This window comes from Rhodoferax sp. (genome assembly GCF_037143375.1).
GTDB lineage: Bacteria > Pseudomonadota > Gammaproteobacteria > Burkholderiales > Burkholderiaceae_C > Rhodoferax.
This window is the reverse complement of the sequence record NZ_JBAWYV010000033.1, coordinates 13,341-32,732: the sequence shown is the minus strand read 5'-3', so window position 1 is coordinate 32,732 and position 19,392 is coordinate 13,341. Positions and strand designations below refer to the sequence as shown.

The 19,392-nt window shown below is 60.1% G+C and carries 18 protein-coding genes and 1 riboswitch; of the genes, 14 read left to right on the top strand and 4 right to left on the bottom strand.

The genetic code is table 11. The features are described from left to right. Positions 1 to 816 (top strand): biotin/lipoyl-containing protein (locus WCG50_RS07490; RefSeq protein WP_336898965.1); only part of this gene is annotated, 816 nt, incomplete at its 5' end. Positions 817 to 832: 16 nt separating this feature from the next. Then, on the top strand, positions 833 to 1,453 hold the full coding sequence (locus tag WCG50_RS07485) for a MarC family protein (protein ID WP_336898964.1): 621 nt from the start codon (positions 833 to 835) through the stop codon (positions 1,451 to 1,453). A 67-nt stretch (positions 1,454 to 1,520) separates the two neighbouring features. Here the strand turns inward: WCG50_RS07485 and recQ are convergent, their stop codons facing one another. Together recQ and WCG50_RS07475 are read right to left on the bottom strand one after the other, a co-directional pair. Next, on the bottom strand, positions 1,521 to 3,404 hold the full coding sequence (gene recQ / locus WCG50_RS07480) for a DNA helicase RecQ (RefSeq protein ID WP_336898963.1): 1,884 nt from the start codon (positions 3,402 to 3,404) through the stop codon (positions 1,521 to 1,523). Positions 3,405 to 3,482: 78 nt separating this feature from the next. Continuing rightward, entirely contained in the window at positions 3,483 to 3,875 is a 393-nt protein-coding gene (locus WCG50_RS07475; RefSeq protein WP_336898962.1) for a rhodanese-like domain-containing protein, read from the bottom strand. A 71-nt stretch (positions 3,876 to 3,946) separates the two neighbouring features. On the opposite strand from WCG50_RS07475, the gene WCG50_RS07470 reads away from it, so the two are divergent. From WCG50_RS07470 to WCG50_RS07460, 3 genes are read left to right on the top strand one after another with little or no spacing between them, the layout of a single operon-like run. Then, entirely contained in the window at positions 3,947 to 4,993 is a 1,047-nt protein-coding gene (locus tag WCG50_RS07470) for a homocysteine S-methyltransferase family protein (protein ID WP_336898961.1), read from the top strand. Beyond that, entirely contained in the window at positions 4,990 to 5,205 is a 216-nt protein-coding gene (locus tag WCG50_RS07465) for an addiction module protein (RefSeq protein WP_336898960.1), read from the top strand. The genes WCG50_RS07470 and WCG50_RS07465 overlap by 4 nt, the downstream gene beginning before the upstream one ends. Then, positions 5,202 to 5,498 (top strand): hypothetical protein, encoded by a 297-nt coding sequence (locus WCG50_RS07460; RefSeq protein ID WP_336898959.1) that lies wholly within the window; start codon positions 5,202 to 5,204, stop codon positions 5,496 to 5,498. The genes WCG50_RS07465 and WCG50_RS07460 overlap by 4 nt, the downstream gene beginning before the upstream one ends. A gap of 88 nt (positions 5,499 to 5,586) precedes the next feature. Here the strand turns inward: WCG50_RS07460 and WCG50_RS07455 are convergent, their stop codons facing one another. Continuing rightward, positions 5,587 to 6,051, bottom strand: coding sequence for a hypothetical protein (locus WCG50_RS07455; protein ID WP_336898958.1), 465 nt, complete (start codon positions 6,049 to 6,051; stop codon positions 5,587 to 5,589). A gap of 467 nt (positions 6,052 to 6,518) precedes the next feature. Then, positions 6,519 to 6,588, top strand: a riboswitch (S-adenosyl-L-homocysteine riboswitch). A 24-nt stretch (positions 6,589 to 6,612) separates the two neighbouring features. Between WCG50_RS07455 and metH the strand changes: the two genes are divergently transcribed. The 3 genes from metH to WCG50_RS07440 all read left to right on the top strand — a co-directional run bounded on the left by metH (position 6,613) and on the right by WCG50_RS07440 (position 10,859). Further along, a complete protein-coding gene (gene metH / locus WCG50_RS07450) occupies positions 6,613 to 9,450 on the top strand; it encodes a methionine synthase (RefSeq protein WP_336898957.1) in 2,838 nt (945 codons plus the stop codon). Positions 9,451 to 9,627: 177 nt separating this feature from the next. Beyond that, positions 9,628 to 10,401, top strand: a complete 774-nt coding sequence (locus WCG50_RS07445) for a glycine zipper 2TM domain-containing protein (protein ID WP_336898956.1) — start codon at positions 9,628 to 9,630, stop codon at positions 10,399 to 10,401. Between the two features lie 152 nt (positions 10,402 to 10,553). After that, a complete protein-coding gene (locus WCG50_RS07440) occupies positions 10,554 to 10,859 on the top strand; it encodes a hypothetical protein (RefSeq protein WP_336898955.1) in 306 nt (101 codons plus the stop codon). Between the two features lie 16 nt (positions 10,860 to 10,875). Here the strand turns inward: WCG50_RS07440 and WCG50_RS07435 are convergent, their stop codons facing one another. Continuing rightward, entirely contained in the window at positions 10,876 to 12,420 is a 1,545-nt protein-coding gene (locus WCG50_RS07435) for a YifB family Mg chelatase-like AAA ATPase (protein ID WP_336898954.1), read from the bottom strand. Between the two features lie 252 nt (positions 12,421 to 12,672). On the opposite strand from WCG50_RS07435, the gene glnK reads away from it, so the two are divergent. The 6 genes from glnK (at position 12,673) to glcF (ending at position 19,164) form a co-directional block, all read left to right on the top strand. Beyond that, positions 12,673 to 13,011 (top strand): P-II family nitrogen regulator, encoded by a 339-nt coding sequence (gene glnK, locus WCG50_RS07430; protein ID WP_336898953.1) that lies wholly within the window; start codon positions 12,673 to 12,675, stop codon positions 13,009 to 13,011. Between the two features lie 32 nt (positions 13,012 to 13,043). Then, positions 13,044 to 14,600: an ammonium transporter gene (gene amt, locus WCG50_RS07425; protein ID WP_336898952.1), complete on the top strand. Its 1,557-nt coding sequence runs from the start codon at positions 13,044 to 13,046 to the stop codon at positions 14,598 to 14,600. Positions 14,601 to 14,710: 110 nt separating this feature from the next. Continuing rightward, positions 14,711 to 15,637 carry an HDOD domain-containing protein gene (locus tag WCG50_RS07420; RefSeq protein ID WP_336898951.1) on the top strand — a complete coding sequence of 309 codons (927 nt, stop codon included), beginning with the start codon at positions 14,711 to 14,713 and terminating at the stop codon, positions 15,635 to 15,637. A gap of 6 nt (positions 15,638 to 15,643) precedes the next feature. Next, complete coding sequence (locus WCG50_RS07415; RefSeq protein WP_336898950.1) at positions 15,644 to 16,588, top strand: SMP-30/gluconolactonase/LRE family protein; 945 nt, start codon at positions 15,644 to 15,646, stop codon at positions 16,586 to 16,588. Positions 16,589 to 16,646: 58 nt separating this feature from the next. Beyond that, a complete protein-coding gene (gene glcE / locus WCG50_RS07410) occupies positions 16,647 to 17,816 on the top strand; it encodes a glycolate oxidase subunit GlcE (RefSeq protein ID WP_336898949.1) in 1,170 nt (389 codons plus the stop codon). Between the two features lie 64 nt (positions 17,817 to 17,880). Then, the gene (gene glcF / locus WCG50_RS07405; RefSeq protein WP_336898948.1) at positions 17,881 to 19,164 is read left to right on the top strand and encodes a glycolate oxidase subunit GlcF; all 1,284 of its coding nucleotides are present in this window, start codon (positions 17,881 to 17,883) and stop codon (positions 19,162 to 19,164) included. Positions 19,165 to 19,392 lie beyond the last annotated feature (228 nt).

Genomic DNA, 19,392 nt, shown 5'->3' with positions numbered 1-19,392 from the left:
CCGACCTCCAAGGTGGTGGGCGACCTGGCGCTGTTCATGGTCGTCAACGACCTGAAACCGGCCGATGTGAGCAACCCGGCGCGGGACATTGACTTCCCCGAATCAGTGGTGTCGCTGTTCAAGGGCGAACTGGGCTTTCCGCCGGACGGCTTCCCCAAAGCGCTGGAGAGCAAGGTGCTGCGCGGCGAGGCGCCGATGCAGGGCCGCGCCGGTGACCACCTGGCGCCGGTTGATCTGGAGGCCAAGCGGCTGGAGGCCGAGCATGCGATTGGCCGCAAGGTCAGCGACACCGATCTGGCGTCGTACCTGATGTACCCCAAAGTATTCAAGGACTACGCCGAGCACCGCCGCGAGTTCAGCGATGTTTCCTTACTGCCGACCTCGCCGTTCTTCTACGGCCTGCTCGACCGCGAAGAAATTTCGATTGACATCGACAAGGGCAAGACGCTGGTGGTGCGCCAGACCGGGCGCTCTGACACGGTGGACGAAGAAGGCAAGATCAAGGTGTTCTTTGAGCTCAACGGCCAACCGCGCACGGTGCGCGTGCCCAAGGCCGGGCTGGTCGGCACCGGCCACGCCAAAGCCAAGGCCGAAGAGGGCAACCCCAAGCACGTGGGCGCGCCAATGCCGGGCATGGTGGTGACGGTGGCAGTGAAGGTCGGACAAAAGGTAGCCAAGGGCGACCCGCTGTTGTCGATGGAGGCGATGAAGATGGAAACCCAGCTCACTGCCGAGCGCGACGCCACGGTCAAGTCGGTGCATGTGCGCCCCGGTGAGACGATCAACGCCAAGGATTTGCTGATTGAGTTGGATTGACCTCTAAAATCCTGCGATGGATTTCAAACCACTCGTCACTCTGCTGGCCATCGTCAACCCGTTGGCCATCGTTCCGTTTTTCATCCACTACACGCAAGACTTCACCAGCGAGCAACGCCGCCGCACGATCCTGATTGCGTCCTTCAGCACGTTTGTGGTGATTGCCATCAGCGCGCTGATGGGGCTGCACATTCTGGCGTTTTTTGGCATCTCGCTGGCCAGTTTTCAGGTCGGTGGCGGCATGCTGCTGCTGACCTCGGCGCTGGCGATGCTGAACGCGCAACCGGCCGAGGCCAAGTCCAACGAAGAAGAAATGCACGACGCCGCCGCCCGCGCCAGCATTGCGGTGGTGCCGCTCACCATTCCGCTGCTGACCGGTCCGGCCACCATGTCCACGGTCGTGATTTATGCCGACAAGGCCAAAACCATTCTGCAACTGACGACGTTGGTGGGCTACGGCGTGGTCATTGCGCTGGCCACCGCCGTGTGCTTTTCGCTGGCGCAACCGATTGCCCGCGTGCTGGGCAAAACCGGCATCAACGTCATGACGCGCCTGATGGGCCTGATTCTGGCGGCGCTGGCGGTCGAAGTGATGTCCGATGGGCTGATCAAACTATTCCCGGTGCTCGGACGCTGAACCGTCATACGCTATTTATTTAATAGCTGCTTACGCAAGCAACACGGGGGCTAGAGCCCAAAAACACCTAAACCTGCTCGACCACCCGCAGTACATCCTGCCCATAGGCTTCGAGCTTTTTCGCGCCGATGCCGGTGATGCCTTGCAGGTCATCGAGCGACTGCGGAGCGCGTTGGGCAATTGCCGCCAGCGTGGCATCGTGAAAGATCACATAGGCCGGCAGGTTGTGCTCCTTGGCCACTTCGGCGCGCCAGGCTTTCAGGGCCACATAGCGCTCCTGCCCTTCGGCATCGAGTGACGCGGGCACTTTGGGAGCCACGCTGGAGTGGCTGCTGCGTTTGGATTTGCGCTCGGTCGGCGTCGAGACCGAGGCGCGCAACTGCACCGGCACTTCGCCCTTGAGCACGGCGCGCGAGGCGTCGGTGAGTTGCAGGGTGTTGAACGCTTCGGCATTGACGGCCACGGCGTCGATCGCAATCAACTGGCGCAGCACGCCGCGCAACTGCTGCTCGCTCAAATCGGCGCCAATGCCAAAGGTGCTCAGGGTTTCGTGTCCGCGCTGAAGCACTTTTTCGGTGGCTTTGCCGCGCAAAATATCCATGATGTGCACAGCGCCATAGCTGCCCCCCATTTGCTGCACTCGGTAGATGGTGCTGAGCAGTTTGCGGGCCGCCTCGGTGCCGTCCCATACCGCGGGCGGGTGCAGGCAGTTGTCGCAATTGCCGCAACGCGCCCCCACGCTGGCCACTTCGTGTGCGGCCCCCCCCCCACCGTAATCTTCGCCAAAGTAGTGCAGCAAGCGCACGCGGCGGCAATCGGTGGCCTCGCTCAGGCCCAGCAGCGCGTCGAGTTTGCCGCGCAGCCCTTGCTTGAATTCTTCACCGGCCGGGCTCTCGTCGATCATGCGGCGCTGGTTCACCACGTCTTGCAGGCCGTAGCACATCCAGGCGTCGGCGGCCTCGCCATCGCGCCCGGCACGGCCGGTTTCCTGGTAATAACCTTCAATGTTTTTGGGCATGTCCAGGTGCGCCACAAAACGCACATCGGGCTTGTCGATGCCCATGCCGAAGGCAATGGTGGCCACCATCACAATGCCTTCGCTGCGCAGAAACTGGTCCTGATTCGCTTGGCGCACCTTCACGTCCAGCCCGGCGTGGTAGGGCAAGGCGGCAATGCCTTCTTCGCACAACACATTGGCAATGTCTTCTACCCGCTTGCGCGACTGGCAATAGACGATGCCTGCTTCGCCCATGTGTTCGTTCATGATAAAGCGCAGCAACTGCTGCGTGGCCTGCGTCTTCTCGACGATGGTGTAGCTGATGTTGGGCCGGTCGAAACTGCTGATGAACAGGCGCGCATCCTGCAACTGCAGGCGCTCCACGATGTCGGCGCGGGTCAGCGCATCGGCGGTGGCGGTGAGCGCGATGCGCGGCACGTTGCCATAGCGCTCGTGCAGCACCGACAAGGCCCGGTACTCGGGCCGGAAGTCGTGGCCCCACTGACTGACACAATGCGCCTCGTCGATGGCAAACAGGCTCAACTTGCCCCGCGCGTACAAAGAGTCAAGCTGTTCCAGAAAACGGGGGTTGGTGACCCGCTCCGGTGCCGCATACAAGAGGGTGATGTCGCCGCGCAGCAGGCGTTTCTCGATCTGCAAGGCCTGCTCATACGACAGTGTCGAGTTCAAATACTCGGCACTCACCCCGGCCTCGTGCAACGCGCCAACCTGGTCGTGCATCAGCGCGATCAGCGGCGAAATCACCACCGTGATGCCCTGCCCGGCCTGCTCACGCGCAATCGCCGGGATCTGGTAGCACAGCGATTTACCGCCGCCGGTGGGCATCAGCACCAGCGCATCGCCGCCGACCACCACGTGTTCGATGATGGCTTGCTGGGGACCACGGAACGCGCCGTAGCCAAAGACTTCTTGAAGAATGAGATGAATTGACAAAATCTTACGCTATATTATTAATAGCTGCTTACGCAGATAACACGGGGGCTAGAGGCCTATTTACCTTAAAAACACCGATTAAGTCTGGGTCCAGGGAAGACCGTCAAAGCGCCAACCGCTTTCGGTGCCGCGTTGGTCGTTGTCGTCCAACTCACCCTCAAAACCGTCCAGCACATTGATGACCTGGCTGAAGCCGGCTTGCTCCAGCACCCGGCCACCATCCACCGAGCGCAGGCCGCTGCGACAAATCAGCACCACCGGTTGGTCTTTGCTCTTGGCGATTTTTTCCACCGCCTGCACAAACGCGGCCGGGTTGGGTTTGAAATCAGGGCAGTCGTACCAGGGAATATTGACCACGCCGGGTGGGCGCCCCACGTACTGGGACTCGATCTCCATGCGCACATCAAGGAACAGCACATCGGGTTGTTGCTGGATCAGCGCCCAGGTTTCTTTTGGAAGCAGGTGTTTCATGCCGCTATTGTCCGGGGTTTTTGGGCCGGGGGCTGGCCGCAACCGGTTCCGGCTTTCTACAATACCGACCTATGAAAGCACTCCACTACACCCGCGCCCAAGCCCTGCCAGACATTTTGTCCCACCGCATCATGATTCTGGACGGCGCCATGGGCACCATGATCCAGCGCTTCAAGCTCGACGAAGCCCAGTACCGGGGCGAGCGCTTCAAGGATTTCCACAAAGATGTGAAAGGCAACAACGAGTTGCTCTCGCTGACGCGCCCAGACGTGATCAGCAGCATCCACGAACGTTATCTGGCCGCCGGGGCCGACATGATTGAGACCAACACCTTTGGCGCCACCACTGTCGCCCAGGCCGATTACGACATGGCCGACCTGGCCTATGAGATGAACCTGGAATCGGCAAAACTGGCCCGCGCCGCCTGCGACAAATTTTCGACCCCCGACAAACCGCGCTTTGTGCTGGGCGCCCTCGGCCCCACGCCCAAAACCGCCAGCATCAGCCCCGATGTGAACGACCCCGGCGCCCGCAACGTGACGTTTGAACAGTTGCGCGCGGCTTATTACGACCAGACCAAAGCCTTGGTCGAAGGCGGCGCCGACGTGCTGCTGGTGGAAACCATTTTTGACACGCTCAACGCCAAAGCCGCCCTGTTTGCCATCGACGAATACTTTGAAGCCTCGGGCGAACGCCTGCCGATCATCATCAGCGGCACCGTGACCGACGCGTCCGGGCGTATTTTGAGCGGCCAGACCGTCACAGCCTTCTGGTACAGCGTGCGCCACGCCCAGCCGCTGGCCATCGGCCTGAACTGCGCTTTGGGCGCCACCTTGATGCGCCCTTACATTCAGGAACTGGCCCGCGTCGCGCCCGACACCTTCATCAGCTGCTACCCCAACGCCGGCCTGCCCAACCCGATGAGCGACACCGGCTTTGACGAAACCCCCGCCGACACCAGCCGTCTGCTGCACGAGTTTGCTGCCGAAGGTCTGGTCAACATCGTGGGCGGCTGTTGCGGCACCACGCCGGAGCACATTGGCGCGATCAGCGACGCCGTGAAACCGCTGGCCGGGCGCGTGCTGCAGAAGTCGTACTTTTACAAAGAAGCGGCGTGAAACCCAACCTGCAACCGGTGGCCCATCTGGGCCGGTTCGAGCGCCTGCAGTTGGTGGAAGACCTGTGGGATGAGTTTGCCGCAGAGACCGGCATGGAAACCCGGCCCGACGTGCTGGACGAACTGGAACGCCGCGCCGTCTGGCGTGACAGTCATCCAGCCCAAGGCAAGGGCCTGGCGCAAATTGCCCAAGCGCTGGGCGTGAGCCTGTGACCTGGCAGGTCATTTTTGAAGCCGCTGCGCTGGCCGAGATTGCCCAGGCTTTTGCTGCGCATGAACAGCAATCCTATGGTTTGGGCGGCGATTTTTTGCGGGTCGTGGCGGCGATTGAAGAACAGTTGACTCGCAACCCGCAAGCCTTTCCACCAAGCCGGGGCCGCTTTCGCCGCATCTGGCTGCGGCGCTTCCCTTATGCGCTGCATTTTGAGCTATTGAGCGAGCAACGCGTCTCGGTTCTGGCCTGCGTGCAGCACCAGCGCAGTCCGGCGCTTTGGCTGGGGAACTGAACGGAACTTTGCACCGTCGCGGCGGGTTGGCGCGGCTATTGTTGCCAACGAGCCATTGTGCGAACGTGTTCCGGCCTATGAAGGTCAATCACTCATTGACCACCGGAGAAAAAATACCGCTCCATCCCGTCGTCGCCACTTGCAACTGTTTTTCTCCGATTTTTGTCAATGTGAATTTTCCGCCGTTGCTCAACGCAAAGCGCAGCACCCAACTTGCCGCCGGCCCAAAGCGAATCTGCTCTGCGGTAAATCTGATTTCTATCACCTTGTCCGTTTTGCAAATCACGCCAGAAATATCCGCCCAAAGACCTTTTGTCGTTTTGATGAACTCCAAGGAAAGAACTCCGTTTTTTTCGGCAATAGTCACTTTAAGGGGTTTTCCATCATCCATCGTGGTCTCTTCCCACTTTAAAGAGAACGCCTGATCATTCAGCAAGTCTTTTACTTGAACGATCGATGAGGCGCATTTTTCCGGACCCTGGGCATGGCTATTGAATGGCAGCCCTAGAGTCAAGAAAGAACATAAGCAAATCAGACGAAATGAGAGAGTCATGCTTGCGCTGTCGCAGAGTTGATTGAGAAATTATGGCTGAATGATTAGTCCAACCGTCGGACTTCAGACCCTTTGTGTGCCTCGTCGCAAGTCAGCATAAAGTGACCTTGGACCCCGCCAGAAGTTACAAACTTTGTGAGCAGCGAGGCTGGGAACTGAATCGTTGCGCCAGTGGTGCTCCTGACAATGACTTGTTTGACCGACCCCCGGTAGTAGTTCAGGTACTGTTGTTCCGTAATATTGAGCCGGAATTCAAATTGCTTCATGCCGCTGCGCCCAAGAGTTGATGAAAGGCCTTTACACAGGAATCAGCTCAAGTTTATTTGAACATCGATTTGTGGACGTTCATGCACTTTTTGACACGTAGCGCAGATGCATCCTGCCCCAGTAGCTATTATTTATATAGCAAATGAAAAACCAGCACACTCGACTCTCATGACCCCCTCGCAAAGCCCTTAAAATCCAACCCTTCCAAGGAGCGTTGCAGCGGGTCACACGGCCTGTCAGGCTTGGAGTTCCCAACGACGCTCACCTGCTTTTTGAAATCCACAGGTGAGACGCATGTCTGAAATTATTGTTCCCCCCATGAAATTATCCGGTCTGGAGCCGGTGACCATTGGTGCCGTCTACTCAGCCGAAGACCGTGCTGAAGGCAATGCCCCCAGCGCCACCTTCGTCAACATTGGCGAGCGCACCAACGTGACCGGCTCCAAAGCCTTCGCCCGCATGATTTTGAACGGCGAGTATGAGCAGGCGCTGTCAGTGGCGCGCCAGCAAGTGGAAAACGGCGCCCAGATCATCGACGTCAACATGGACGAGGCGATGCTCGACAGCCAGGCGGCCATGGTGCGCTTCTTGAACCTGATGGCCTCCGAGCCCGATATTTCGCGCGTGCCGGTGATGATTGACTCCAGCAAATGGAGCGTGATCGAGGCCGGGTTGCGCTGTGTGCAGGGCAAAGCGGTGGTCAACTCGATCAGCATGAAGGAAGGCGTGGACGCTTTCAAACACCACGCCAAACTGCTGCGCCGCTATGGCGCGGCGGCCGTGGTGATGGCGTTTGACGAACAGGGCCAGGCCGACACCTACCAGCGCAAAATTGAGATTTGCGAGCGGGCCTACCGCATTCTGGTGGACGAGGTGGGCTTCCCCGCAGAAGACATCATTTTTGACCCCAACATCTTCGCCATTGCCACCGGCATCGAAGAACACAACAACTACGCGGTCGATTTCATCAACGCCACGCGCTGGATCAAGGCCAACTTGCCGGGCGCGAAGGTGTCGGGCGGCGTGTCGAACGTGTCGTTCAGCTTCCGGGGCAACGACCCGGTGCGCGAGGCGATTCACACCGTGTTTTTGTACCACGCGATCAAGGCCGGTATGGACATGGGCATCGTCAACGCGGGCATGGTCGGCGTTTATGACGACCTGGAGCCCATCCTGCGCGAGCGCGTCGAAGATGTGGTGCTGAACCGCCGCCCCGACGCCGGTGAGCGCTTGGTCGAGATTGCCGACAGCGCCAAGGGTGCGGCCAAGGACGAAACCACCAAGCTGGCCTGGCGCGGCACGCCAGACCATCCAGCTACCGTCGAGCAGCGTCTGAGCCACGCGATGGTGCATGGGGTCACCGATTTCATCACCGAAGACACCGAAGAAGCCTACCAAGCCGTGCTGGCCAAGGGCGGCCGACCGCTGCATGTGATTGAAGGCCCGCTGATGGCCGGCATGAACGTGGTGGGCGACTTGTTCGGCCAAGGCAAGATGTTTTTGCCTCAGGTGGTGAAAAGCGCCCGCGTGATGAAACAAGCCGTGGCGCACCTGATTCCGTACATTGAAGAAGAAAAGCGACTCGATGAAGCCGCTGGGCGCGACGTCAAAACCAAGGGCAAGATCATCATTGCCACGGTCAAGGGCGATGTGCACGACATTGGCAAAAACATCGTCACCGTGGTGCTGCAATGCAATAACTTTGACGTGGTCAACATGGGCGTGATGGTGCCGTGTCACGAAATTCTGGCGCGTGCCAAGGCCGAGGGTGCCGACATCATCGGCCTGTCGGGCCTGATCACACCGAGTCTGGAAGAGATGCAGTACGTGGCCGCCGAGATGCAAAAGGACGATTACTTTCGCCTGCGCAAGCTGCCGCTGATGATTGGCGGCGCCACCACCTCGCGCGTGCACACCGCCGTCAAGATTGCGCCGCATTACGACGGCCCTGTTGTTTATGTGCCGGATGCCTCGCGCGGTGTGGGCGTGGCGCAAGGGCTGTTGGGTGAGCAGGCCGAGAAATACGTGACGGAACTCAACGCCGATTACGAACACGTGCGCCAACTGCACGCCAATAAAAAGCAGACCCCGATGTGGCCGCTGGCCAAAGCCCGCGCCAACAAAACACCGGTGGACTGGACCCAATACACCGCCACCAAACCCAAATTCATCGGCCGCCGGGTGTTCAAGAATTTTGATTTGGGCGAGTTGGCCAAATTCATCGACTGGGGTCCGTTCTTCCAGACCTGGGACCTGGCCGGTCCGTTTCCTGCCATCCTCAAAGACGAAGTCGTCGGCGTTGAAGCCACCAAGGTCTATGCCGATGGGCAGGCCATGCTCAAGAAATTGATCGAAGGCCGCTGGCTCACCGCCAATGGCGTGATCGGCTTGTACCCCGCCAATTCGGTCAACGATGACGACATTGAGCTGTACACCGACGAAAGCCGCACCGAGGTCGCCATGACCTGGTACGGCCTGCGCCAGCAAACCGAAAAACAGGTGATTGACGGCGTGATGCGCCCGAGTCGCTGCCTGGCCGATTTTGTGGCGCCCAAGTCGGATGCTATAAATAATGCAGCTACTCACGCAGAATCGACGGGGGCTACAGGCCTAAAAGCCTTGAACATTGCGGACTACGTGGGCGTCTTCGCGGTCACCGCCGGCATCGGCGTGGACAAACGCGAAAAGCTGTTTGAATCCGCCCACGACGACTACTCCGCCATCTTGCTCAAGTCGCTGGCGGACCGCTTGGCCGAGGCGTTTGCCGAGTACCTGCACCACCGCGTGCGAACCGATTTGTGGGGCTACGCGCCCAGCGAAGCGTTAACGCCCGAGGCGCTGATTGCCGAAAAATACCAGGGTATTCGCCCTGCGCCCGGCTACCCGGCCTGCCCAGACCACAGCGCCAAACAAGCCATGTTTGACTTGCTGCAGTGCGAAGACATCGGCATGGGCCTGACCGAGAGTCTGGCCATGACACCGGCCGCGAGCGTGAGCGGCTTTTATCTGGCGCACCCTGACAGCACCTATTTCAGCGTCGGCAAGATTGGTGAAGACCAACTCAAAGACCTGGCCGCCCGACGCCACATGGAGAGCCAAGCGCTGCAGCGCTTGTTGGCGCCCAACTTGTAACCACTTGCACGGGGCTTGCACATTCGCAAGCGCCCGCGATAACGCCCGGTTACAAACTTCACAGGGCATTTTCACGCCTTGTGTTTACTTAAGTGACTCTCAGCCGTTACGCAGGGAGAGCCAATTTTTCACCTCCAATTTTCAGACCCACTGCGGGTCTTTGCCAAGGAAACTCCTATGAACATGCCTGTCGAACCGCTTAAAACTGCATCAAACGTCAACAAACCCCTGTGGGCCGCCGTGGGCGTCCTCGGTATTGCCGTGCTGGCGATGGGCGCCACCCTGATCCGTATGCAGACCCGGACCGAAGAGCCCAAGTTAGCGACGCTTGATGCCACCGTGTCAGCGCCCATGGCAGCCGCCAGTGTCACACCACTGCCCGTCCTTGCGCCGACGCCTGAACCCAAGGTATCGGCGGCATTGCCGATTGAAAGCGTCAAGGCTGTTGCACCAAAACCACCTGCAGCCCCCGTTCGACATGCCGTAACAGCTTCAAAATCGATAGCAAACCATAGCACCACGCCGATGAGCCCGCCCCCCCCCGCAGGCACGGCGGCCAACTCCGTCCACCCCAACGAAGCGGTCAATCATCCTGCTGCGCCCGTGATCAAACCGATTTGCGCCAACTGCGGCACGGTGGAGTCCGTCACCCCAATCCAACGTGACGGCACCGCTGGCGGTGGTGGCGCGATTGCAGGCGGCGTCTTGGGTGCCGTGGTCGGCAACCAGATTGGCAACGGCAATGGCAAAGCCCTGGCCACCATTCTGGGCGCGGTGGGCGGCGGTTTTGCCGGCAACACGGTTGAGAAAAAGATGAAGAAAGAAACGGTCTACGAAGTTCAGGTGCACATGGAAGATGGCAGCACCCGCACACTGGAGCAAGCCACGCCCGCCTCGGTGGGCGTCAAAGTGATCATTGAAGGCAACACTTTGCACCAGGCCGTACGATAACCCTTAGGCGGGCTTGTTACATGTCATCACTCTTTGAAACGTTTGCCTGACCCGCTTGATGCTCAAATAGCTTTTCTTTAATCCACGCGCCTCACAGCACCAGTAGTCATCCAAGCATGAGTTGGAAAACATCAAAATTTGCATCTAGTCTGATGAGTCTGTTTTCCGACTCAGTGGATGAGCCGAGCCCAGAAAACCGGGTCAAGGACATCCGTCAGGCGATGATCGACTGCATTGAGGGGCTGGGAAATGAGAGCCGCTCAGCGCGCGTGCTGGCCCAAGTGCTGTACTCACCCGATATCCAGTCCCTGTGGTATTTGCGCTCGGATGTGCTTACCCTGATGGCCAGTTTGCAAGGTGAGTCTGTGGCCCATGCGCGCATTTCCCCTATCACCGATATGTTCGTGGGCTTGCTGCCAGCCGCCCAAAAATCTCGCCCCAATCGCTTGAGCCGGTAAGCACTTAGCGCCGGGTTTACGCAGAACCTGCGCCGCGTAGTGCGCGCCGGTATTGCATCGCTTCAGCCACATGGCCAACTTGGGTGTTGTGGGCACCGGCCAGATCGGCGATAGTGCGTGCCACCTTCAATGCACGGTGCGTACTTCGGGCGGACCAACCCAGGCGGGTGGCGGCCACATTCAAAAACTTGGTCGCAGCCTCATCCAGCAACACATGGGTATCAATTTCCTGACCCTGCAAGGCCTGATTGGACTTGCCTTGGCGCACCATGGCGCGCTCACGGGCCGCCGTGCAGCGGGCCCGAATGGCCGCTGTTGATTCACCGGCCTGCGCCAGCATCAAATCGGTCGGTGGCATGGCCGGCACTTCCACATGCAGATCGATACGGTCAATCAGCGGGCCACTCAGCTTGCCCTGGTAACGCGAAATTTGATCAGGCGTACAACGGCAGGCTTGCTGCACGGAACCAAGGTAACCACAGGGACAAGGATTCATGGCGCCGATCAGTTGAAAACGAGCCGGGAACTCGGCCCGCCGCGCTGCGCGTGAAATGGTGATGGTGCCCGACTCCAAGGGCTCACGCAGCGCCTCCAAAGCGGCCCTTGGAAATTCAGGCAATTCGTCAAGAAATAAAACGCCATGGTGCGCCAGCGATATTTCTCCTGGACGTGGGGGTGAGCCACCACCGACCAGCGCCACAGCGCTGGCGGTGTGGTGCGGACTACAAGTCGGGCGCTGCGCCCAGCGGTCCAACGAAAAACGCCCACCCAGACTCGCCACCGCAGCGCTTTGCAGCGCCTCAACAGTGGTCATGGCCGGCAACAAACCGGCAAAACGCTGCGCCAACATCGATTTACCCGAACCAGGTGGACCCATCAGCAGCAGGCTATGACCGCCAGCCGCTGCGATTTCCAGCGCCCGCTTGGCTCCCAACTGGCCTTTGACATCGGCCAAATCAGGATAAACAGCGTCTTGACACCGGGGCGCGGTCATCACACGCGACCAACCCAGCGAGGGTTCGGGAGGCGGGGTATCGGCGGTTTGTGGCAAAAAGTGCTGCACCACGTCCAACAGATGCTGAGCCCGGTACACCTGCGCATCAGGCACCAGGGCGGCTTCTTCGGCGCTGTCAGGGGGCAGCACCAGTTGCGTCACGACCCGGCCCGCGTGCAGGGCCAGGCTCATGGCCAAGGCCCCGCGAACTGGCCGCAACTCGCCCGAGAGCGACAACTCCCCTGCAAATTCGTGGCCCGCAAGTTTGCTGGCGTCGATCTGTCCGCTGGCGGCCAGAATGCCCAGCGCAATCGGCAAGTCGAAGCGGCCAGAGTCTTTGGGCAGGTCAGCCGGGGCCAGGTTGACCGTGATTCTTTTGTTATGCGGGAATTCGAGCCCTGAGTTCTGGATCGCGCAACGCACCCGCTCGCGGGCTTCCTTGACTTCCACATCGGCCAAACCAACAAGGGTAAAACTGGGAAGCCCGTTGGCCAGATGAACTTCGACCGTGACAGCGGTGGCATCCAGACCCAGCAAGGCACGACTTTGCACCAAAGACAAACTCATGATCATTCTTCCTTAAAAGGGTGCGCAAAAAGAACCTGCACCCAACACGATTGCACCAAGACAGTGCCACCTGTTTTTTTATACAGCCATCTTACCGCAAGCCATATGTGCTCACACCACGAGCTAATTCCTTATGAAAAATGAGGCTGGCATGAAGCATGCTTTAAACGTTCGTCCGATAACTTTGTTGGAGACGCTGATGAACCTGAATTCGCTGCCCACCCCCGAACATTTCCATTCCAAGGAGAAATCATGAAACTCGTTACCGCCATCATCAAACCCTTCAAGCTGGACGAAGTGCGTGAAGCACTCTCGGCCATCGGCGTGCAGGGCATCACCGTGACTGAAGTCAAGGGTTTTGGCCGTCAAAAAGGCCACACCGAGCTGTACCGCGGCGCTGAGTACGTGGTCGACTTTTTGCCCAAGGTGAAGATCGAAGCCGCCATTGACGATCCCCTGGTCGACCAGGTCATCGAAGCGATCGAAGGTGCGGCCCGCACCGGCAAGATCGGCGACGGCAAGATCTTTGTCTACAACCTTGAACAAGTCGTTCGCATCCGCACCGGTGAAACCGGCAAAGAAGCGCTGTAACGCCCTCGCAACACTGACACGAGAACATCCACATGAAAAAACTACTTGCCTCCCTCGCGCTGGGCCTGAGTCTTTTGACAGGCGGCGTTGCCGCACTGGCAGAAACTCCTGCCGCTGCGCCGACTGCCTCGGCGCCTGCTGCGTCCGCCTCTGCTGAAACCAAGCCCACTGAAGCGGCTGCGCCAGCCGCGGCACCTGCAGCCGCTGCGGCAGCGGTGACCGCCTCGGCACCTGCCGCTGCTGCCTCGGCCCCCGTCCCCAACAAGGGCGATACCGCCTGGATGATGGTCTCCACCTTGCTTGTCATCCTGATGACGGTGCCTGGCTTGGCATTGTTCTACGGTGGCCTGGTTCGCTCCAAGAACATGCTGTCCGTCCTGATGCAGGTGTTGGTGACGTTCTCCCTGATCGTCGTGCTGTGGTTCCTGTATGGCTACAGTCTGGCATTCACGGAAGGCAACGCCTTCATCGGCGGCTTTGACCGACTCTTCATGAAGGGCATCTGGGATAACGCAGCTGGCACCTTTGCCAACGCAGCCACCTTTAGCAAGGGCGTTGTGATTCCCGAGATCGTGTTTGCCGCCTTCCAGGCTACGTTCGCCGGTATCACCTGTGCCCTGATCGTCGGTGCTTTTGCTGAACGCATGAAGTTCTCGGCTGTGTTGATGTTCATGGTCCTGTGGTTCACCTTCAGCTACGCCCCGATTGCCCACATGGTCTGGTTCTGGATGGGACCTGACGCTTACGGCACCAAAGACTTGGTTGACGCGATGAACGCCAAGGGCGGTTACCTGTGGCAGTCCGGTGCGCTGGACTTTGCCGGCGGCACGGTAGTGCACATCAATGCAGCGGTCGCTGGTTTGGTCGGCGCCTTCATGGTCGGCAAGCGGATCGGTTACGGCAAGGAAGCCATGGCCCCTCACAGCCTGACGATGACGATGGTGGGTGCCTCCCTGTTGTGGGTGGGTTGGTTCGGTTTCAACGCCGGCTCGGCCCTCGAAGCCAACGGTTTTGCAGCACTGGCCTTCATCAATACCTTTGCTGCAACAGCAGCGGCTGTGCTGGCCTGGTGCCTCGGTGAAGCGCTGATGCGCGGCAAAGCCTCCATGCTGGGTGGCGCATCCGGTGCAGTAGCGGGCTTGGTGGCGATCACGCCAGCCGCAGGTAACGTCGGCATCGGTGGTGCCTTGATCATTGGTGCAGTCGGCGGCTTTGCCTGCCTGTGGGGTGTTAACGGCCTGAAGAAAATTCTGAAAGCCGATGACTCATTGGATGTGTTTGGTGTGCACGGTATCGGCGGTATCGTCGGTGCCCTGTTGACCGGGGTGTTCAACTCGCCCGCCTTGGGTGGTCCTGGCTACGTGGCAGACTGGGTGACCGCTTCCATGGTGACCAGTGCCGACTACTCCATCGCATCGCAAGTCTGGGTCCAAGCCAAAGCGGTGTTGACCACCGTGGTCTGGTCCGGCGTGGTGTCGTTCATCGCCTTCAAGGTGGTGGACCTGACCATTGGTCTGCGTGTGAGCGAAGAAGACGAGCGCGAAGGCCTCGACATCACATCCCACGGCGAGACTGCCTACAACCGTTAATTTTTCCTTGAGAGTTCAGCCCACCCAAGCTTCTGGCTTCGGTGGGCTTTTTTTGTCTCAATCGGCAGCGGGCCTTGACCTGTCTCACGGCTGCGAAGATACTGCCTGCCATGCAAAATTCCGACCCTCTGCCTGAGCAACCCGATCCTGACGATGTACCGACAGTGCCTATGCCGCTGGAGCCAATTGTTGTGCCCGTCACGGTGCCCTACCTGACCGAGCCACTGCCCAATCTGACCGATTGGTCCCGTTATTTTCAGGAAGCCGAAATTCCGGTGTTAGCCGCCACTTCTGAAGCCATTGAAGCCCTGCGCGCCATTGAGGACGATGTGGATGCCGGCATGCTCAGCGAAGTGATCGAGCGCGATCCGCTCATGACCCTCAAAGTGCTGGCCTATGTATCTGCCAAACGCCGGCCCGGCGACACCACCGAGGTTGAGTCGATCACCAGTTCTCTGGTAATGATGGGGATTGCGCCTTTTTTCAGAAACTTTGGCCTGCAGCCCACCGTAGAAGCGCAACTTGCGCAACAGCCGCGGGCGTTGGCCGGACTGCATGACTTGCTCACCCGATCCGACCGCGCCGGGCAATTTGCCATGGGATTTGCGGTGCACCGGGGCGACCTCGACGTCGGTGTCATCCGGGTGGCTGCCGCCTTGTACGACTTTGCCGAAATGCTGATGTGGTGCCACGCGCCCACCATGCAACTCGAAATCCGGGCCATGCAGCACGCCAATCCAACCCTGCGCACGGCCAGTTTGCAGCGCTTTGTTTACAACTGCGAACTCAACGAGTTGAGTCACGAGTTGATGAAGTTCTACCACCTGCCCGAGTTGCTGATCCGCATCAGCGACGGCAAACACTCAAGGCACCCTGCCGTGCTCAATGTTTTGCTGGCCGTGCGCCTGGCACGTCACACCATGCACGGCTGGGATAACCCGGCCATCCCCGATGACATCACCGACATCGCTCAACTGCTGAACGCCTCGCCGCGCGTGGCACTGGCGTTTGTTCACAAAATAAACCACCCGGCCTGAACCTGCATGAATTGGCAAACCGTCACCACCCAGCCTTGTGAACTGGGCGAGTCCCCGTTTTGGCACCCGACGGAGCAAATGCTCTACTGGGTGGATATCTCGGGCAAAAAAATCCAGCGCGCCAATGTTTACATGGGCACGGTCGAGACCTGGGACCTGCCCAGCGAGCCCGGCTGCATGGCCCCAGCCGCCAGCGGCGGCTTGGTCATTGCCCTGCGAGACGGCGTGTTTCGGGCGCGCGACTGGCAAGGGCCGCTGCAACGCATCGCCACGCTCGACTACGACCCGACCCACATGCGCGCCAACGATGGCAAGTGCGACGCACTCGGACGCTTCTGGGTCGGCACCATCGACGAAACGCGGCAGGCACGCAACGCCGCTTTGTATTCGCTGGACTGCCGCTCTGGCACAGCGCAGGTCGAGTGCAAGATTGGCCCTGCAACCCTGCCCGCCACCACCGCCAACGGCCTGGCCTGGAGCCCGGATGGGCGCACCCTGTTCTGGGTCGACACGCCTAGCCATCAGGTTTACGCCTGGGACTTTGATGCGGACAGCGCCACCATGACGGCGCAGCGCACCTTTGCCCGGTTCGCGCCCAAGCCCGCCGGCTGGCAGTTTGTCCCAGCCCCCGACAACGGCGACTACCGGGGCCGCCCCGATGGGGCCGCCGTCGACGTGCAGGGCAACTACTTTGTGGCGATGTTCGAGGGCCGCCGGGTTTGCCAGTTTGCCCCCGATGGCACGCTGTTGGCCGAGTTTGAAACGCCGGTGCAATGCCCCACCATGCCCTGCTTTGGCGGCGAAGACCTGCAAACCCTGTACCTCACCAGTGCCCGCCACCACCGCAGCGCGGCTGAGCTGGACGCGTTTCCGTTGTCGGGCTGCGTTTTCTCGATGCGGGTCGCGGTGCCGGGGTTGCCGGTTAATTTCTTCGCAGACTCAATTATTTAACCCAGCGCTTTCAAAAAATTCAAACCAGGGGCCCTCGCGGCCCCTTACCATTTGGCGCATGCAATCTTTTGACACCTCGCTTCGCCAGATCACCGACCGTATTCACGCCGCGGTCGCTGCCCGCACCCCTTTGCGCCCACGCGGCGGCGGCAGCAAGGACTTTTATGGCGAGTCGCTGCAAGGCGACTTGCTCGACTTGACTGCGCTCAGCGGCATCACCAGTTACGAGCCCACAGAGCTGGTCGTGACCGCTCGTACCGGCACGTCGCTTATGGAACTGGAAGCGGTGCTGGCCGAGAAAGGCCAGTGCCTGGCGTTTGAGCCGCCGCACTTTGGCGCTACTGAGACCCATCCGAGCACCGCCACGGTCGGCGGCATGGTGGCTGCGGGCTTAAGTGGCCCGGCCCGCGCCAGCGCAGGATCGGTGCGCGACTACGTGCTGGGCGTCCAGCTTATCAACGGCAAAGGCGAATTGCTGACGTTCGGCGGCCAGGTGATGAAGAACGTGGCGGGTTACGACGTCTCGCGCCTGATGGTCGGCGCTCTGGGCGCGCTAGGCGTGCTGACTGAAATCTCTCTCAAAGTGCTGCCGGTAGCCCCGGCGGAAGCCACGCTGATGTGTGGCGGCATCGCGCAACAAGCCGCACTGGATTTGCTCAACCGCTGGGGCGGCCAGCCCTTGCCCCTGAACGCCAGTTGCTGGGTCCATGACGACAGCGCCACCCCACCTCGCGACTATTTATTTGTGCGCCTGCGTGGTGCTGTAGCGGCGGTCGATGCGGCTTTGCCGCGCCTGATGGCCGACGTGCAGACCCTCGGAGGCGACGCGGTTCGAATGGACAACGCGCAAGCTGGCCCCGATTGGGATGCCTGCCGCAACCAGACCCTGCCGTTTTTTAAGGTGCCGGCGCCTGACTTGTGTCTGTGGCGTTTGTCGGTACCTCAAACTGCTGTCGCATTGAAGCTGCCGTTTGCGCAGTTCATCGAGTGGCATGGCGCTCAGCGCTGGCTCTGGGCGCCCCTGTCGGCACAAACCCAGCTGCGCCAGGCAGCCGCAGCCGTCGGCGGAACTGCTACGCTATTTATAGCTACTAGCACAGATAATACGGGGGCTACAGGTCGATTTAATGCATTAACCCCGGCGCTGGCGCATATTCACCAGCGCCTTAAAAACGAGTTTGACCCCGCGGGCATCTTCAGCCGTGGCCGGATGTACCCCGAGTTTTAAGCCCTTTCGGGAAAGACCGCAGCGACACGCAGTGCGCAAGCTCTGCCCCCAACACTTTAAGACCATGCAAACCAATCTCGCCCCCGAATACAAAGGCACCGCTGACGGCGATGCCGCTGAAGCTATTCTGCGCAAGTGTGTTCACTGCGGTTTTTGTACCGCCACCTGCCCCACCTACCAATTGCTCGGCGATGAACTCGACGGGCCGCGCGGGCGCATCTACCTGATGAAGCAAGTGCTCGAAGGCGCCACGCCGACGCGCAAAACTCAGGTGCATCTTGACCGCTGCCTGACCTGCCGAAATTGCGAAAGCACCTGCCCGTCGGGCGTGGACTACGGCCATTTGCTCGACATTGGCCGCAAGCTGGTCGACGCCAAAGTACCGCGCCCGATGGGTGAGCGCGCCCTGCGCTGGGCGCTCAAAGAAGGCCTGCCGTCACCGTTGTTTGCGCCCGCCATGGCGCTGGGCCAACTGGTGCGCCCACTCATGTCCACGGCGCTGAAAAACAAAGTACCGCCCAAACAGGCCGCAGGCGACTGGCCGACCGCCACGCACGCCCGCAAGGTGCTGATACTGCTCGGCTGCGCGCAACCCGCGATGGCGCCCAACATCAACAGCGCCACCGCCCGCGTTTTTGATGCCATCGGGGTGCAATGCGTGGTCGTGCCCAAGGCCGGTTGCTGTGGTGCGGTCAAGTTTCACCTGAACGACCAGGATGGCGGCAAGGCGGAGATGCGCGCCAACATCGACGCCTGGTGGCCGCATGTGCAAGGCAGCGCCGACACCGCAGGCGTCGAGGGCATCGTCATGAACGCATCGGGCTGCGGCGTCATGGTCAAGGACTACGGCCACATCCTGCAAGACGACCCGGCCTACGCTGCCAAAGCCGCGCAGATCAGCGAACTCACCAAAGATGTGAGCGAGTGGCTGCCCGAACTCAGCGAAAAGTTGCGCGACCAACTCCCGCACCGCGACGCGCTCAGCCGCGACGAAGCCGCGCAGCGCACCATCGCCTTTCACCCGCCCTGCACGCTACAGCACGGCCAGCAACTGCGCGGCGGCGTCGAAAAATACCTGGGCGAACTCGGTTTCAACATCAAGGTGACAGGCTGCGAGGCACACCTGTGTTGCGGCTCGGCAGGCACCTACTCGGTGCTGAACCCCGACTTGTCGTACCAGCTGCGCGACCGCAAACTGGGCCACTTGAACGAGACTTTTGGCGCCACCCCGCCGGACGTGATCGTCTCCGCCAACATCGGCTGCATCACGCACCTGCAAAGCGGCACCGCCACCCCGGTGCGCCATTGGATCGAGGTGCTGGACCAAGCGCTTTTAAAACGCTCCTAAAAAAATAGCTGCTAGCGCAGGTAGTACGGGGTCTACAGGCTTATTTTGCATAAACATTTCGGCATTTAACCAAAACAGCGCTGAACATTCTGGGAGGGGCTGTTGAACTTCATCGAAGGATCAACGATGTCTGCAGTACAGCAGTGGGGCAGCGAAGCAACTCTTTGGGCCAGCCTCCACGACCGAAACAAAACCGTTTGAATACGCGACCAAGTTCTTTGTTACTGG